This window comes from Cupriavidus sp. FW216-B1 (genome assembly GCF_058789195.1).
This window is the reverse complement of the sequence record NZ_JBYTEL010000006.1, coordinates 375,447-391,261: the sequence shown is the minus strand read 5'-3', so window position 1 is coordinate 391,261 and position 15,815 is coordinate 375,447. Positions and strand designations below refer to the sequence as shown.

Sequence of the window (15,815 nt, the reverse complement as noted above, 5' to 3'; positions counted from 1 at the left end):
ACCGTGCCGTGCCAGTTGATCAGGAGACGCATCATGGCAACCTTTGTCACCTTACTGAACTTCACCGACCAGGGAATCCGTACCGTAAAGGATACGACCCGGCGTGCCGCAATCGTCCGCGAAATGGCGAAGACATGCGGCATCGAGATGAAAGACATCTACTGGACGCTCGGGCAATACGACCTCGTGGCGACCTTTTCCGCGCCCGACGAAGCCACGATGACGGCGTTCGGCCTGTCGATCGGCGCGGCCGGCAACGTCCGCACGCAGACGCTGCCGGCCTTCTCCGCGGACGAGATGGAAAAGATCCTCGGCAAGATGCCCTGAGCGCCCGCCCGAAGATTCAGGGTCGGGCGACTCCGCGTGGCGCGGGTCCGGCAGCGGACCCGGCGCACCTTCAGGCCGGTTCCTGGTGGCGGGCCCTGGCCCAGCTATAGGTATCGTCGAGCGCGCCTTCGATGCCGTCGAACAGTTGTTCGATCTCGCTCCTGGAGATGATCAACGGCGGGCACATGTTGACCGTGTCCCCGAGCGCTCGCGTGATGACGCCGCGCGACAGCGCGAAGGTCCCGGCTTTGGCCGCGACCCCGGTTTCCACCGGATATGCTTCCTTGGTCTGCTTGTCCGCCACCACCTCGACGGCCCCGAGCAGCCCGACGCCCCGGGCCTCCCCGACGAGCGGATGGCCGGCCAGCGCGGCCAGCCGCGCCTGGAAATGGGGGATGATTTCGCGCACGTGGTCGAGAATCCGCTCGTCCTCGTAGATATCGAGGGTCTCCAGGGCGACCGCGGCCGCGACCGGGTGGCCCGTGTATGTGAAGCCGTGGCCAAAGGTGCCGATCTTGCGGCTCTCGTCGACCATCGCCCGATACACCTTGTCGTTGACCATCAGCGCGGAAATGGGCAGGAAGCCGGCGGAGAGCTGCTTGGCGCAGGCAATCATGTCGGGCTGCAGATCGTAGAGCTGCGAGCCGAACGTCTCTCCCGTTCTGTAGAAACCGCAGATCACCTCGTCGGCAATAAGGAGGATGTCGTACTTCCTGAGGATCTTCTGGATCTTTTCGAAGTACGTCGCGGGCGGAACGATGACGCCGCCGGACACCATGATCGGCTCGGCGAAGAAGGCGGCAATGGTCTGCGGGCCTTCGGCGAGAATGAGCCGCTCCAGCGAGTCGGCGCAGCGGGTCGCGAAGGCCTCCTCGCTTTCGCCGGCGAGCGCGTTGCGGTAGTGGTGCGGGCAGTCGGTGTGCAGGATGCCGGCGATCGGCAGATCGAAATCCCGGTGATTGTTCGGCAATCCGGTGAGGCTCGCCGAGGCGATCGTGACGCCGTGGTATGCCCGCTTCCGCGAGATGATCTTCTTCTTGTCGGGCCGGCCCAGCGCATTGTTGTAGTACCACGCGAGCTTGATCGCGGTGTCGTTGGCTTCCGAGCCGGAGTTGGCGAAGAAGACTTTCGACATCGGTGCCGGGGCCATCCCGATCAGCCGCTCGGCGAGGCGGATGGACGGCTCGGACGCCTTGTGCCCGAATGCGTGGTAGAAGGGCAGCTTGCGCATCTGCCTGTCCGCCGCATCCGCCAGGCGGTCATTGCTGAAACCGAGCGACGCGCAGAACAGGCCGGCAAGCCCCTCCAGATAGCGGTTTCCCTTGTCGTCGTACACATACACGCCTTCGCCGCGCGTGATGATCATGGGGCCAGTCGTTTCGTGCACCCCCAGGTTCGTGTAGGGATGCAGTTGATTGGCGATATCCGCCGATGAGAGATTCGTTGCCTGTTTCATTGTTCTACTCGCGTTTGGATTGCATGGCTACCGGCGGGGTCAGATGGGCTCCACCCCCGCCTCCTTCATGACATCGCGCAGCTTCGGGATGTCCGACTTGATCTGTTCGGCGAATGCCGCGGGGCCGATCTTTTCCGGCGGGAGTTCCTGGCCCACTTCGGACAGGCGTTCCCTGTATTCCTTCGACTTCAGGACCTTGGTCAGCGCCGCCTGCAGCTTGCCGACGATGTCCTTCGGGGTATTTTTCGGCGCGACGATGGAAGCCCACGACGACATGTCGAATCCGGGGAATCCCTGCTCTGCGATGGTGGGAACGTCCGGCAGCGCCGCCGTGCGCGCGGCGCTCGTGACGGCGAGGGGTTTCAGGTTGCCGTTCCGGATGTACGAGATGCTGCTCGAGATCGTGTCCGCATAGATCTGGACCTGGTTTCCGATCAATGCCGGAAGCGCCTCGGCGGCGCCCTTGTAGGGGACATGGGTCATCTTGATGCCGGCACGGGTGTCGAGCAGCTCCACGGCGAGATGGGAAAACGTCCCGGTTCCGAATGAGCCATAGCTGAGCGCGTCGGGGTGTTGCTTCGCCTGGCCGATCAGTCCCTTGACGTTCTTGAGCGGGAGCGTCTGGTTCGCCAGCAGGACCAGCGGCTGATACGAGACCAGCGACACCAGCTCGAACGCATCCGGGTCGTAGCGCAGCTTCTTGTACTGAAAGCGATTCGATACGAGCGACGACGTGGTGGCCACCAGCAGCGTATAGCCGTCGGGCGTGGCATTCGACACGGCCTCGGACGCGATCAGCGTCGCCGCGCCGGGGCGGTTCTCGACGACAAACGACTGGTTGAGCTCGGCCGACAGCTTCTCGCCCAGGTAGCGGCTCACGATGTCGACGCCGCCTCCGGCCGGGAACGGAACCACGAGGCGTACCGGCCTGGCCGGCCAGGAGCTGGTTTGCGCAAGGGCGGTGGTCCCGAGAGCCAGCAGGGTGAATCCACAGCAGATTCGTCGAAAGAGACTCATCATCACTCCGTAGAAAGGTCGTCTTGGCAGCGGAGGGGTTGCCTCCGTCCTGGAGCCGTCTGCCCGGGGCGCGAGAAGCCAATGATACGCAGGCGCCCCGGATTTTGAATCCGCGTATACACGAATACGTGTATCCAATTCCAGATAGCGAAATATAATGGAGCAAGAGTTGTGCCTGGGAGGGTGGGGCCCGCGCGCACCCTTGCAGTGCCGTTTGCGTGTCGCGGGCAACGATTCCGGCGTCTGCGCTGCACCGGAAGCGCACATCGGGATGGCGCGGATGTGCCGTGCCCGCGCATGTTCGTGTCACGAACATGCGCGGGGGAGCGCGCTCTCTATAATTGCTCCCCAAACATCAGGACACAGAATGCGTCAGTCACCGTTCGAGCCTCGCCCCGCAAGCGCGCAGGAAGAGGCGTACCAACACATCCTCCACGGGATCCGGATGGGGGAGATGCGGCCCGGCGATCGCCTCGTTCCCGAGGAAATCGCGGCTGCCATCGGCATGAGCCGCATGCCGGTCCGCGAGGCGTTCAGCCGGCTGGCGGGCGAGGGCCTGCTTGTCATCCGGCCGAACCGCGGTGTCGTGGTCCGGGGCCTGACCGAGAAGGAGGTCAGCGAGGTCTTCGAGATGCGCGCGGTGCTGGAGGGGCTGGCCGCGGCGATGGCGGCCGAGCGGGCCACGGAGGCGGATATCCAGGATCTGGAACAGCTGCTCGTGCGGATGGAAAGCTGTCAGCCCAGCCTCTCGGACTGGATCACCGTGCATCGGCAGTTCCACGAACGGCTGTGTTCCATCAGCGACGCGCCCAGGCTGATGCGCCAGATATCCTCACTGCATTCGGTGGTGGAGCCGCTGATGCGCATCTGGCTGGAGAACTCGCCTTCGCTGGACAGCATCCAGTCCGTCCACGAGGAATTGATGCAGGCGCTGAGGGACGGCGACCCCGCCGTCATGGAGGCATTGATGCGCGCTCACGTGCGGGAGACGACTTCGAGCATCACGGATGCGATGCGGCAGGGCGCTCAGGCCCCGTCGGGCGTGTAGCGCGCGGAAGCGGGCCGCGCCGCTCCCGGCGCAGACCTTCAGCCCGCCTTCTTCTTTTCACCGATCCGGCTTTCCTTGCCGGCCAGCAGGTTGCCGATGTTCGCCCGGTGCCGCACCACCAGCATCACGCTGATGACGAACACCGCGCCGGCGATCACGTCCACCCCCGACATCAGCACGTAGAAGAATGGCGCGAACACCGCCGCCACCAGCGCGGCCAGCGACGAGTAGCGGAAGAAGAAGGCCATGATGAGCCACGTGGCCAGCGTGCCCAGGCCCAGCAGCGGGTCGATGGCGAACAGGATGCCGGCCGCGGTCGCCACGCCCTTGCCGCCGGCGAAACCGAAGAACACCGGGAACAGGTGGCCGAGGAACACCGCCACCGCCGCCAGTGCCACGCCGCTGTCGCCGATGCCGTAGGCCGGGCCGAAATGCCGCGCCAGCCAGACCGCCAGCCAGCCCTTGAGGCCGTCGCCGATCAGCGTCAGCACCGCCGCCTTCTTGTTGCCGCTGCGCAGGACGTTGGTGGCGCCGGGGTTGCCGGAGCCGTAGGTGTGCGGATCGGGCAGGCCCATCGCCTTGCTGACCACGACGGCGAAGGAGAGGGAACCGATCAGGTAGGCGAGGATAGCGAGAATCAGGTTGGCCATGTGGGGAACGGGAATTTGAGGCTGGCCGGATTGTAGCGCGGGCCAGCCCGGCGCAGTGCCGCGGCTGCGCCGTGATTTCCCCGTGACTTCCCCAATACCGCGCCGCCGTTCTTGCGGGACGGCGCGCGCGGGCGCCGCTCAGTCGGGCAGCGCGCACTCCACCGCCACCGCGCCGACCAGCCCGGGCAGCACGCCCGGCGCGATGCTCACCAGGTAGCCGCGCCGGCCGCCGTTGATGTAGATCGTGTCCAGCGCCAGCACGCTCGCCTCCACGTAGACCGGCATGCGCTTGCGCGTGCCGAACGGCGAGGTGCCGCCGACCATGTAGCCGCTGTGGCGCTGCGCGACCTCGGGCTTGCACGGCTGCACGCTCTTGCGGCCGGTCTGGCGCGCGAGGTTCTTGGTGGAAACCGAGCAGTCGCCGTGCATCAGCACGATCAGCGGCTGCGCCTTCTCGTCTTCCATCACCAGCGTCTTGACCACGGCATGCTCGGGCACGCCGAGCTGGCGGGCCGATTCGCCGGTGCCGCCATGCTCGACGTACTCGTAGGCATGCTCGCCGTAGGCCACGCCGTGCTGCTTGAGGAACTGGGTGGCCGGGGTTTCGGAAACGTGTCTGGGCTTGCTCATGATGAATGCTGCTGTGACGGGTGCGCGCGGCGGGGCGCTCAGCCGCGCGGATGGTGGTGCTGGTGCAGTTCGCGCAGGCGCTCGCGCGCCACGTGGGTGTAGATCTGCGTGGTGGAGATGTCGGCGTGCCCGAGCAGCAGCTGCACCACGCGCAGGTCGGCGCCGTGGTTGAGCAGGTGCGTGGCGAAGGCATGCCGCAGCGTGTGCGGCGACAGCGGGGCGTGGATGCCGCCCTCGCGCGCGTGGCGCTTGATCAGGTGCCAGAAGGCCTGGCGCGTCATGCCCTCGCCGCGCTGCGTGACGAACAGCGCGTCGCAGGCGCGCTCGCCGAGCAGCGCGGGGCGGCCCTGCGCGAGGTAGCGGCGTAGCCAGTCGCCGGCTTCCGCGCCGAACGGCACCAGCCGCTCCTTGTTGCCCTTGCCGCCGACCACGCGCGCCACGCCCTCGTTGAGGCCGATCTCGATGGTCTTCATCTGCGTGAGCTCGGACACGCGCAGGCCGCTGGCGTACATCAGCTCCAGCATGGTGCGGTCGCGCAGGCCCAGCGCGGTGGCGGTGTCGGGCGCGGCGAGCAGGGCCTCGACCTGCGCCTCGCTCAGCGTCTTGGGAAAGCGCGGCGGCTGCTTGGCCGGGCGCAGCAGCAGGCAGGGGTCGGCGGTGATCATGCGCTCGCGCAGCGCCCACTGGAAGAAGCGCTTGAACACCGTGAGCCGCCGGTTGGCCGACGACGCGCGCGTCTCGGGGTGGCGCGCGGCGAAGTAGCCGTTGAGGGCGGCGTCGTCGACCTCGAGCAGCGCGCGCGGGGCATCGGCGTGCAGCCAGCGCGCGAGCAGCGTGAGGTCGCGCCGGTAGGCGTCGATGGTGTTCTGCGAGAGGCCGTCCTCGAGCCACAGCGCGTCGCAGAAGCGGCCGACCAGGTCCAGGTCGGCCAGCAGCGCGGCGCTGTCGGGCGCCGCGTCGGGGTCGGGGAGGGCGGCTGTGGCTGCGGCGCGGCTCATATCAGCATCACGCCTTCGTGGCGCAGCAGCCAGCGCTTGGTGTCGAGCAGGAAACCGTCCTCGCTGTGATGGGCGAAGCCGCCCAGGCCGCCCGCGCTCACCACGCGGTGGCACGGGATCACCAGCGGAAACGCGTTGGAGCCGCAGGCCTGCCCGACCGCGCGCGGCACGCTGGCGATCTCGCGCGCCATCGCGCCGTAGGTGGTGACCTTGCCGCGCGGCACGGCGGCGATGGCGCGCCACACGCGGCGCTGGAAGTCGGTGCCGGCCGGCGCCAGCGGCGCGTCCAGCGGCGCGTCGGGATCGGCGTAATAGGCCTCGAGCTGCCGCGCCAGCCGCCGCGCCACCGCGCTGGCGGGCGCGACGGGCGGCACGCTGCCGGGCAGGTAGACGATCTCGCGGATCATGTCGCCCCCGGTGCGCACGCCGACCTTGCCGAAGGGCGCGGGGAGGATGGCGTCGAAGCGGGAATGCATGGCGGGCGGAGTGCGGGAAACGGGCAGCGGTTGGCGCGAAAGGCCGGCGCAACGGCCGGGCCGGTAAATCCGGATTCTAGTGCATGGCGGCGCGGCGATCGAAAAAGGCCTCCCGCGGGAGGCCTTCCAGGGTACTGACGGAATCGGCTTGCCGCCGGTGTTTTCCCCTTTCCCATTTCATGGGAGAGGGGAGCAAACCTTCGGCGGCGCAGTTCCGCTCCGCGCTTACTGCTCGAGCTTGATGTTCTGCACCTTGACCAGGTTCTTCATCTTGTCGAACTCCTTCTTGATCTCCGCCGCGTGCTGCGCCGGCGAGTTGCCCGACGGCTCGGCGCCGGCGGTGCGCAGGCGCTGCTGGAAGTCCTTGTCCTGCAGGGCCTTGACGGCGGCCTCGTTGAGCTTCTTGATGACGTCGTCGGGCGTGCCGGCCGGCGCCACCAGGCCGTACCACGCCGGGTCGTTCGGCTCCTTCAGGCCCATCTCGCCGAAGGTCGGCACGTCGGGCAGCGAGTCCAGGCGCTTGTTCCACGCCACCACGATCGCGCGCAGCTTGCCGGCCTTGATGTAGGGCATCGACGACGGCAGGTTGTCCACCATGATCGGCACCTGGCCGGCCAGCACGTCGTTCAGCGCGGGGCCCGCGCCGCGGTACGGGATATGGACCATGAAGGTCTTGGTCGAGACCTTGAACTGCTCGCCCAGCATGTGGCCGAACGCGCAGGTGCCGGACGTGGCGAACGAGTACTTGCCCGGGTTGGCCTTGAGCACCGCGAGGAATTCCTGGTAGTTCTTGGCCGGGAAGTTCGGGTTGACCGCGATCACGTTGGCCACGTTGGCCAGGTTGGTGATGGGCTTGAAGTCCTTGATCGGGTCGTAGGACAGCTTGGGGTTGCAGGCGGGGTTGACCGCCATCGTCGACACCGTGGAGATGCCGATGGTGTAGCCGTCGGGCGCGGCCTTGGCGATGGCGTCGGCGCCGATCGAGCCGCCCCCGCCGGCGCGGTTTTCCACCACCACGGGCTGGCCCAGGATGCGGCTCATCTGGTCGGCCGCGCCGCGCCCGACGATGTCGGTGGTGCCGCCCGGGGCGAACGGGATGATCAGCCGGATCGGCTTGGTCGGAAAGCTTTGCGCCTGCGCGACCGACGCGGCGGCGGCCAGGCCGAGGGCCAGTGCAATCTTGCTCTTGTGCATGAGATCGTGTCTCCCATCAAAGACCGGGCGGGGATGTCCGCCCAAGGTGAAGAACGCCGGCCAGGCGCCCGCGGTGGCGGGCGCGGCGAGGCCGGCGGCGTGAGTTCTGGCGGGCGGGCCGTGCGCTGCGGCCCGCGTCTCGCCGGTCAGCCGCCCAGGAGGCCGCGCTTGAGGTCCCGGTCGACCGGATGGTCGCCCAGGAAGATGCGCAGCACCGCCTGGTAGAAATCCTCGCCCGGGATCGGCTTGCCGCGCGGGGTGCCGTTGATGGCCACCACGGTGCCGCCGTCGGGCGAGAAGTCGAAATCGATCACGTCGCCCTTGCGGGCGGTGCCCATCTGTTCCATCGTCCGGTGCAGCAGCAGCAGGCGTTCGGACAGCCGCCGCACCTGCATCTCGCTGTGATTCTCGCGGATGCCCTCGTCCAGCGCCTTGATGAAGCTGTCCGCGCCGACCTCGCGCAGCGGCCGGATCTGCAGGCGCTTGGGGCCCGGCGCGCCCAGCACCACGGTGGCGTTGCGGGCCTTCTCGGGCAGGTAGAGCGCGGCCACGTAGCCCTTGATGACGAACACCGAGCGCAGGCCCATGCCGTTGAGCTGCAGCTCCTTGCCGCCGACCCGGGTCGCGTCGTCGATGCGCATGCCCTCGATCTCGCCGGCGCGGGCGTGCCCGCCAGGCAGGGACAGGGCCGCGGCCGCGCTCGCGATGAGCGCCAGCTGGCAGGCGCGGCGCGGCAACGGCGCGCGCGCGGACGGGGTACGACGGGGCAGCATGAAGGACAGGCGGAACGACGGAACGTGTCATATTGAGGGATTTCTGCAACAATACCTATCGGTATCGGCCCTAGTCCGCACTTTGTTGCACTTTGCCGAAATTGCGCTACGCGAGGCAGTTTCCGCAGATAAGACAAATAAAACAAAGAAAGCAGTTAAAACAAACGAGACAATGTCTTTTGCCTTGCTGTTGGTGCCGGATTTCAGCCTGATCCTGATCGGCTGGCTGCTGGTGCGCTATACGCCGTTCGACCGCGCGTTCTGGGCCGGCGTCGAGCGCCTGGTGTATTTCGTCCTGTTCCCGGCGCTGCTGCTGCAGTCCACCAACAGCGCGAAGTTCGATTTTTCCTCCACCTCGGCCATGCTCGGCCTGGCCCTGGCGACCACCGCGTTCGGCATGGCCGGCGGCTACGCCGTCAAGTGGGTGCTGCGGCCCGCGCCGGTCGATTTCGCCTCCGGCCTGCAGACCGCCTTCCGCTTCAATTCCTACATCGCGCTGGCGCTGGCCGCGCGCCTGGGCGGCGGCGAGGGCCTCGCCATGATGGCGGTGATCGTCGGCTGCTCGGTGCCGCTGTGCAACGTGGTGGCGGTGTGGGCGCTGGCGCGCCACGGCGACGCGCGCGTGTGGCGCGAGCTGGCGCGCAACCCGCTGATCCTGGCCACCGCGGGCGGCCTGCTGACCAACCTGCTCGGCCTGCATCCGCCCGAGGTGCTGGCGATGACGCTGAACCGGCTCGGCTCGGCCTCGACCGCGCTGGGGCTGATGACCGTGGGCGCCGGCCTGCAGATGAGCGGCGCCACCGGCGCGGCCGGGCCGATGGCGTGGTGGAGCGCAGTCAAGCTGGTGGCGATGCCGTGCTTCGCGTGGCTGCTGGCGCGGCTGCTGCCGCTGACCGAGCTGCAGGCGCAGATCGTGGTGCTGTACGCCTCGCTGCCGACCGCCTCGAGCACCTACATCCTGGCCGTGCGCATGGGCGGCAACGGGCCGATGGTGGCGGCCACCATCTCGGTCATGACCGTGGTGGCCATCGTCACCACGCCGTTCTGGCTGGCCGTGGTCAGCTAGCGCGCGCGGCTAGCGTGGACGGCGCCGGCGCGGCCCGCCGGCGGCTTCGGTCCGATCCGGCATGCTCAAGCGGGTTTCAGTCCGCGGCGCAGGCCGGCGCCGCGGCGCCCACTTCCTGCGCCAGCGCCCAGTCGATGTGCTCGCGCACCAGCGGGCTGGCCGTGGCCTGGCGCGCGCCGAGCGCGGCGCGGATGCGCGCGGCCAGCGCCGCGTCGCCGCGCTCGCAGGCCGCGCGCAGGCCGTTGCCGAGCCCCACCGCGAGATTGCGCAGCCAGCGCTCGTGGCCGATGCGGCGGATCGGGCTGCCTTCCAGGCGCTGGCTGAATTCCGCCTCGGTCCAGCCGAACAGCGCCGCCATGTCGGGCGCGTCGAAGCCGTTGCGCACGTCGAAGTCCGGCAGCGTGGCGCGGTGGGCGAACTTGTTCCACGGGCACGCGAGCTGGCAGTCGTCGCAGCCGTACACGCGATTGCCCAGCGGCGCGCGCAGCGGCTCGGGGATGGCGCCCTTGTGCTCGATGGTCAGGTAGGAAATGCAGCGGCGCGCGTCGAGCCGGTAGGGCGCGAGGATGGCCTGCGTGGGGCAGATGTCGATGCAGCGTCGGCAGTTGCCGCAATGGGCTTCCGCGGGCGGGTCGGCCGGGAACGGCACGTCGACCAGGATCTCGCCGAGGAAGAACATCGAGCCGCCCTCGCGGTCGAGCAGCAGCGTGTGCTTGCCGCGCCAGCCCAGGCCGCCCTGCGTGGCCAGCGCGACCTCCATCACCGGCGCCGAATCGGTAAACACGCGGTAGCCGAACGGGCCGATGGCGGCCTCGATGCGGCTGGCCAGCTGCTGCAGGCGGCTGCGCAGCACCTTGTGATAGTCGCGTCCGCGCGCATAGAGCGAGACCACTGCGGTGGCGGGGTCGTCGAGCCGGGCCAGCTCGCGCGCGCGCCAGTCGTCGGCGCCGGCGGCCGGCAGGTAGGGCATGCGGGCCACGATTGCGCGCACGGTGCCGGGCACCAGTTCCGCGGGGCGGGCGCGCCGCGGGCCGTGGTTCGCCATATAATCCATGTCGCCGTGGTAGCCCTGCGCCAGCCACGCCATCAACCCCGCTTCCGCCCGGCTCAGGTCCACGTCGGCGATGCTGACCGCGTCGAAGCCCAGCTCCGCGCCCCACGCCCGGATCGAGCGCACCAGCGTAGCCAGGCCGGCGCCGCCGCTGGCAGGAAGGGGTGAGGTGGCGGGCGCGCCGGTGGCTCGGTCGATCATTCCCGAATTGTACGCAATGCCCCTGCTCGAAGAACGCACCCTGACCCTGCCCGACGAAGCCGCCACCGCGCGGCTCGGCGCGGCGCTGGCCGGCGCCGTGCGCGTGCTGCCGCCGCAAACCGTGCACGTGCAGCTCTCGGGCGATCTCGGCGCGGGCAAGACCACGCTGTCGCGCGCGATCCTGCGCGCGCTCGGCCACCCGGGCAAGGTCCGCAGCCCGACCTACACGCTGTGCGAGCCGTACCAGGTCGCGCGCGCCGACGGCTCGCCGCTGACCGTCTACCACTTCGACCTGTACCGCTTCGCCGACCCGGAGGAATGGGCCGATGCCGGTTTTCGCGACTGCTTTGCCGAACCCGCCCTCAACCTGGTCGAATGGCCGGAGAAGGCCGGCCGCCTGCTCGGGGAACCGGACCTTCATCTGTTGCTCCAATCGGACACGGGCGACGCCGACGATGCCGCGGAGCGCCGGACGGTCACGCTTCGTGCCTATACTCAGACTGGACTTACCCTGCTTTGCGCATGCTGATCAAGCGACTCGCCACCGACCGCCCCGATGAACTGCTGCTGGCCCGCCGCAAATGGCTGGCGCAGTGCCTCAAGGCCGGCGCCGGCACCGTGGTGCTGACGCTGGCGGGACCGCAGATCGCCTTCGGCGCCGGCATCGTCGCCGTGCGGGTCTGGCCCGCCGAGGAATACACCCGCGTCACCATCGAGTCCGACGCGCCGCTGGCCGCGGTGCACCAGATGGTGCACGGCCCCGACCGCCTCGTGGTGGACATCGACGGCCTCGACCTGTCGCCCACGCTGCGCGAGCTGGTGGCCAAGATCACCTCCAACGACCCGTACATCCAGACCGTGCGTGTGGGCCAGAACCGGCCGCGCGTGGTGCGGCTGGTGTTCGACCTGAAGGAAGACGTCTCGCCGCAGGTGTTCACGCTGGCGCCGATCGGCAACTACCGCAACCGCCTGGTGTTCGACCTCTACCCGGTCAACCCGCCCGACCCGCTGTGGAAGCTGGTGCGCGACACCGAGGACAAGCAGCGCCGCTTCGCCGCGGCGCAGCCGCCGGCCGGCGCGGACCGCGCCGACACCGTCTCCGGCGCGCCCGCCACCGGCGAGGAAGACGCCATCGGCGCGCTGGTGCGCCGGTTCGAGGACAAGGGCGCCAACCCGGTGCCGGCCATGCCGCCGATGGCCGCGATCCGGCCCCGGCCGCCCGCGCCCCAGGCCGCGCCGTCCGCCCAGTCCGCGCCGCCGCTGGCGCAGAACAGCGCGCCGCCGGCGCTGCCCGCCAACAATCCGCCCGTCGACCGCCCGTTCAAGATGCGCCGCCTGCTGACGGTGGCCATCGACCCGGGCCACGGTGGCGAGGACCCGGGCGCCACCGGCGCGGCCGGCTCGCGCGAGAAGGACGTGGTGCTGCAGATCGCCCACCGCCTGCGCGCCAAGATCGACGCCCAGCCCAACATGCGCGCCATGATGACGCGCGACGCGGACTTCTTCGTGCCGCTCAACGTGCGCGTGCAGAAGGCGCGCCGCGTGCAGGCCGACCTGTTCGTGTCGATCCACGCCGATGCCTTCCTGTCGCCGGAGGCCAAGGGCGCCTCGGTGTTCGCGCTGTCCGAGCGCGGCGCCTCGAGCAGCGCCGCGCGCTGGATGGCCAACAAGGAAAACGCCTCCGACCTGATCGGCGGCGCCAACATGGGCAACAAGGACGCCCAGGTCGCGCGCGTGCTGCTGGACCTGTCGACCACCGCGCAGATCAACGACAGCCTGCAGGTCGGCAAGGCCGTGCTGTCGGAGATCGGCGGCATCAACCGCCTGCACAAGGGCAGCGTGGAGCAGGCCGGCTTCGCCGTGCTGAAGGCGCCGGACATCCCCTCGATCCTGGTCGAGACCGCCTTCATCAGCAACCCGGAGGAAGAGCGCAAGCTCAACGACGAAGCCCACCAGGAGCAACTGGCCAACGCCATCCTGCGCGGCATCCGCAACTACTTCGCGCGCAATCCGCCGCTGTCGAAGAACCCGTCGGTGTAAGGCGGCGTCCCGCCGGAAAGCAGAACGGCCGGCAAATGCCGGCCGTTCTGCATCGAGCGCGGTGCTTACGCGCGCGCGGTGGCCGTGCCGGGCAGCGTGTCGCGGTTGGCGTAGCGCGAGGCGATCACCGAGCAGACGATCAGCTGCAACTGGTGGTAGACCATCAGCGGCAGCACCAGCAGGCCCAGCGCCGGGTGGCCGGCGAACAGGATCTTGGCCATCGGGATGCCGTTGGCCAGGCTCTTCTTGGAGCCGCAGAACACCGCCGTGATCTCGTCTTCCACCGAGAAGCCGAGGCGGCGCGCGGTGAAGGTGGTGGTGGCCAGGATCACCAGCAGCAGCACGGCGGCCAGCGCCATCACCGCGCCGATGGTCTCCCAGCTGTACTTGTGCCAGAGGCCGGCGGCGGTGGCGTCGCAGAACGAGGAATACACGATCAGCACGATCACGCCGCGGTCGATCTTGTTGGTGATCTGCTTGTTCTTGACCAGCCAGTTGCCGATCAGCGGGCGGGCCGCCTGGCCCAGCGCGAACGGCAGCAGCAGTTGCAGCGCCACGCCCATGAGCGCCTTGCCCAGCGGCATGGAGGCGCCGCTGGCGCTGATCACCAGCCCCATCAGCAGCGGCGTGGCGGCCATGCCGATCAGCCCGGAGATGGTGGCGTTGAAGATCGCGCCGGGCACGTTGCCGCGCGCCATCGAGGTCATGGCCACCGACGACGACACCGTGGACGGCAGCGCGCACAGGTAGAACACGCCCAGCAGCAGCTCGGCGGGCAGCATATGGCGCAGGCCGAACATCAGCGCCAGGCCGACCACCGGGAACACGATATAGGTGAAGCTCTGCACGAAGGCGTGCAGGCGCCAGTGGCGCGCGCCGGCCACCAGCCGGTCGCGCGACAGCGCCGCGCCGTGCAGGAAGAACACCAGCGCCACGCCCAGGTTGGTGACGATGCCGAGGTGCAGCGGACCGTCGCCGGCGCCGATCTGGGGCGCGAGCAGCGAGATGCCGATGGCGGAGAGCATGATGAGGACGAAGCCGTCGATCAAGTCGTAGAGTTTCTTGAACGGTGAGAGGATGGCGGACATGACAGCAGGTTGGATTAGGGTTTCGCCTAGTATTGGACGCTACGCCAGCCTAGAATGCAAATTCATTTATCGCATCCATTGATCTCATAGACGCATGAATTACACCTTGCGCCAGTTGCGCGTCTTTCTCGCCGTGGTCGGGCATGGCAGTTTCAGCCGCGCCGCCGATGCCGTGGGGCTGACCCAGCCCGCCGTGAGCCGCGGCGTGGCGGAGCTGGAAGAGGCACTTGGCGTGCGCCTGCTCGACCGCACCACGCGCGAGGTGCTCGTCACCGAGGCGGGGCAGGCGCTGGCGCCGGCCATCGAGCGGCTGCTCGGCCAGCTCGACGACACGCTGGAAGAGACGCGCCAGCTGGGCGAGCGCTATCGCGGCCGCGTTGTGATTGCCAGCGCACCCACGATCTCGGCGCGGCTGATGCCGCTCTACGTCTCCACCTGCGCGCGCCAGTATCCGGACATCCGCCTGAGCGTGCGCGACAACGTGCAGGCCGACGGGCTGGAGCAGATCCGCGCCGGCGCGGTGGATTTCGGCGTGCTGATCGACCCGCTCGCGCGCGAGGGGCTGACCATCGCGCCGCTGGCCACCGACCCGTTCTGCTTCGTGTGCCGGCGCGACCATCCGCTGGCCGGCGCCGAGTCGGTGCCGTGGCGCGCGCTGGACGGCATGCCGCTGGTGCTGCTGGATTTCGCCTCGGGCAGCCGGCCGCTGATCGACCGCATCTTCGCCAGCCACGGCGTGACGCCGAGCGTGGTGCAGGAGCTCGGCCACTCGGCCAGCGTGTTCGGCATGGTCGAGGCCGGCATCGGCGCCTCGGTGCTGCCGTCGTTCTCGCTGCCGCTGCCGGCCGCCTCGCCGCTGGTGTGGCGCCCGCTCACGCCGCGCGAGGAGCGGCGCATCGTCATGGTGTGCCGCGAGGACCGCTCGCTGTCGCCGTCGGCGGCGGCGGTCTGGCAGATGGTGCGCAGCCTGCCGCTGCCGGCCGAGCCGGCCATGCCGTAGGCGCCGCGGACGCTCAGGCGCGCGCCGCCGTCACCATCACCGCCTCCAGCGCGAAGCTGCCGTCGGCCTGCACCAGATAGTGGTCGCGGACTTCCGCCGGCGCCAGCTGCCACAGGTGGCGGATGGCGGCCACCGCCACCTCGGGCGTGCGCATGCGCTGCACCCAGGTGGCGAACTCCAGTTCGATGCGCCACACCGGCGACACACTGGCCGTGAAGCCGGCCGCCGCCAGCATCGCCAGCCACGCGCGGCCGGTGTAGTCGCGGATATGGGACGGATCGCGCAGCAACTCCACCGATTGCAGCCAGGTGTCGAGCAGCGGGTCCTCGGAGCCCGCGATGTCGATCAGCACCACCTTGCCGCCCGGCTTGAGCACGCGGCGCATTTCCGCCAGCGCGGCCGGCACGTTGCGCCAGTGGTGGGCGCTCATGCGCGAGATCACGGCGTCGAAGCCGGCATCGGCGAACGGCAGCACTTCCGCGGCGCCCTGGCGCGTGACGATGTTGCCGAGGCCCTTGTCGCGCGCGGCCGTCTCCACCACCGCCAGCATCTCGGCCGACAGATCGTAAGCCGTCACTTCGGCCGCGACCTTCGCCGCCGCGAAGCTGGCGTGGCCGGCGCCGCAGCCCAGGTCGAGCACGCGGGCGTCCGGGATGCCGGACAGCGCCTGCGCGAGCTGCTGGAGGTCGGCGCCCTGGGCGTGGACCGCGCTGGTGAGGTAGGCGCTGGCCGTCGCGCCGAACTGGGCGGCGACGAGTTCTTGTTGCTGCATATGGCTCTCCTGGCGGCACGCGCCGCCG

The 15,815-nt window shown here is 69.2% G+C and carries 17 protein-coding genes; 6 read left to right on the top strand and 11 right to left on the bottom strand.

The window, feature by feature from the left end; all coding sequences use genetic code 11:
• Positions 1–33: 33 nt before the first annotated feature.
• A complete protein-coding gene (locus tag AC3WXD_RS16330) occupies positions 34–327 on the top strand; it encodes a GYD domain-containing protein (protein WP_029043411.1) in 294 nt (97 codons plus the stop codon).
• A gap of 70 nt (positions 328–397) precedes the next feature.
• Here AC3WXD_RS16330 and AC3WXD_RS16325 read toward each other — a convergent pair whose 3' ends face one another.
• Together AC3WXD_RS16325 and AC3WXD_RS16320 are read right to left on the bottom strand one after the other, a co-directional pair.
• A complete protein-coding gene (locus AC3WXD_RS16325; protein ID WP_029043410.1) occupies positions 398–1,783 on the bottom strand; it encodes an aspartate aminotransferase family protein in 1,386 nt (461 codons plus the stop codon).
• A gap of 39 nt (positions 1,784–1,822) precedes the next feature.
• Entirely contained in the window at positions 1,823–2,803 is a 981-nt protein-coding gene (locus tag AC3WXD_RS16320; protein WP_063826822.1) for a Bug family tripartite tricarboxylate transporter substrate binding protein, read from the bottom strand.
• Between the two features lie 364 nt (positions 2,804–3,167).
• Here AC3WXD_RS16320 and AC3WXD_RS16315 point away from each other — a divergent pair, with 364 nt between their 5' ends.
• A complete protein-coding gene (locus AC3WXD_RS16315; RefSeq protein ID WP_020202162.1) occupies positions 3,168–3,848 on the top strand; it encodes a GntR family transcriptional regulator in 681 nt (226 codons plus the stop codon).
• A gap of 38 nt (positions 3,849–3,886) precedes the next feature.
• Here AC3WXD_RS16315 and plsY read toward each other — a convergent pair whose 3' ends face one another.
• From plsY to AC3WXD_RS16285, 6 genes are all read right to left on the bottom strand, one after another.
• Positions 3,887–4,498 carry a glycerol-3-phosphate 1-O-acyltransferase PlsY gene (gene plsY / locus AC3WXD_RS16310; RefSeq protein ID WP_020202161.1) on the bottom strand — a complete coding sequence of 204 codons (612 nt, stop codon included), beginning with the start codon at positions 4,496–4,498 and terminating at the stop codon, positions 3,887–3,889.
• Between the two features lie 138 nt (positions 4,499–4,636).
• Positions 4,637–5,128, bottom strand: a complete 492-nt coding sequence (ybaK, locus tag AC3WXD_RS16305; RefSeq protein ID WP_020202160.1) for a Cys-tRNA(Pro) deacylase — start codon at positions 5,126–5,128, stop codon at positions 4,637–4,639.
• Positions 5,129–5,166: 38 nt separating this feature from the next.
• Positions 5,167–6,126 carry a site-specific tyrosine recombinase XerD gene (xerD, locus tag AC3WXD_RS16300; protein ID WP_059410621.1) on the bottom strand — a complete coding sequence of 320 codons (960 nt, stop codon included), beginning with the start codon at positions 6,124–6,126 and terminating at the stop codon, positions 5,167–5,169.
• A complete protein-coding gene (locus AC3WXD_RS16295; protein WP_492324174.1) occupies positions 6,123–6,602 on the bottom strand; it encodes a methylated-DNA--[protein]-cysteine S-methyltransferase in 480 nt (159 codons plus the stop codon). Before AC3WXD_RS16295 ends, xerD begins: the two co-directional genes overlap by 4 nt.
• A gap of 225 nt (positions 6,603–6,827) precedes the next feature.
• Complete coding sequence (locus AC3WXD_RS16290) at positions 6,828–7,796, bottom strand: tripartite tricarboxylate transporter substrate binding protein BugE (protein WP_020202157.1); 969 nt, start codon at positions 7,794–7,796, stop codon at positions 6,828–6,830.
• A 146-nt stretch (positions 7,797–7,942) separates the two neighbouring features.
• Positions 7,943–8,569, bottom strand: coding sequence for a chalcone isomerase family protein (locus tag AC3WXD_RS16285; RefSeq protein ID WP_081651364.1), 627 nt, complete (start codon positions 8,567–8,569; stop codon positions 7,943–7,945).
• 172 nt (positions 8,570–8,741) lie between these two features.
• Here AC3WXD_RS16285 and AC3WXD_RS16280 point away from each other — a divergent pair, with 172 nt between their 5' ends.
• Entirely contained in the window at positions 8,742–9,635 is an 894-nt protein-coding gene (locus tag AC3WXD_RS16280) for an AEC family transporter (RefSeq protein WP_492324173.1), read from the top strand.
• Between the two features lie 76 nt (positions 9,636–9,711).
• Here the strand turns inward: AC3WXD_RS16280 and queG are convergent, their stop codons facing one another.
• The gene (gene queG, locus AC3WXD_RS16275) at positions 9,712–10,887 is read right to left on the bottom strand and encodes a tRNA epoxyqueuosine(34) reductase QueG (protein ID WP_020202154.1); all 1,176 of its coding nucleotides are present in this window, start codon (positions 10,885–10,887) and stop codon (positions 9,712–9,714) included.
• A 16-nt stretch (positions 10,888–10,903) separates the two neighbouring features.
• On the opposite strand from queG, the gene tsaE reads away from it, so the two are divergent.
• Together tsaE and AC3WXD_RS16265 are read left to right on the top strand one after the other, a co-directional pair.
• Positions 10,904–11,416 carry a tRNA (adenosine(37)-N6)-threonylcarbamoyltransferase complex ATPase subunit type 1 TsaE gene (gene tsaE, locus AC3WXD_RS16270; protein WP_059410624.1) on the top strand — a complete coding sequence of 171 codons (513 nt, stop codon included), beginning with the start codon at positions 10,904–10,906 and terminating at the stop codon, positions 11,414–11,416.
• The gene (locus tag AC3WXD_RS16265; protein ID WP_020202152.1) at positions 11,410–12,927 is read left to right on the top strand and encodes an N-acetylmuramoyl-L-alanine amidase; all 1,518 of its coding nucleotides are present in this window, start codon (positions 11,410–11,412) and stop codon (positions 12,925–12,927) included. Before tsaE ends, AC3WXD_RS16265 begins: the two co-directional genes overlap by 7 nt.
• A 65-nt stretch (positions 12,928–12,992) precedes the next feature.
• Here AC3WXD_RS16265 and AC3WXD_RS16260 read toward each other — a convergent pair whose 3' ends face one another.
• On the bottom strand, positions 12,993–14,015 hold the full coding sequence (locus tag AC3WXD_RS16260; protein WP_059410632.1) for a bile acid:sodium symporter family protein: 1,023 nt from the start codon (positions 14,013–14,015) through the stop codon (positions 12,993–12,995).
• A gap of 94 nt (positions 14,016–14,109) precedes the next feature.
• Here AC3WXD_RS16260 and AC3WXD_RS16255 point away from each other — a divergent pair, with 94 nt between their 5' ends.
• A complete protein-coding gene (locus tag AC3WXD_RS16255; RefSeq protein WP_020423721.1) occupies positions 14,110–15,015 on the top strand; it encodes a LysR family transcriptional regulator in 906 nt (301 codons plus the stop codon).
• Positions 15,016–15,028: 13 nt separating this feature from the next.
• Here the strand turns inward: AC3WXD_RS16255 and AC3WXD_RS16250 are convergent, their stop codons facing one another.
• On the bottom strand, positions 15,029–15,787 hold the full coding sequence (locus tag AC3WXD_RS16250) for a class I SAM-dependent methyltransferase (RefSeq protein ID WP_492324172.1): 759 nt from the start codon (positions 15,785–15,787) through the stop codon (positions 15,029–15,031).
• Positions 15,788–15,815: the final 28 nt, after the last annotated feature.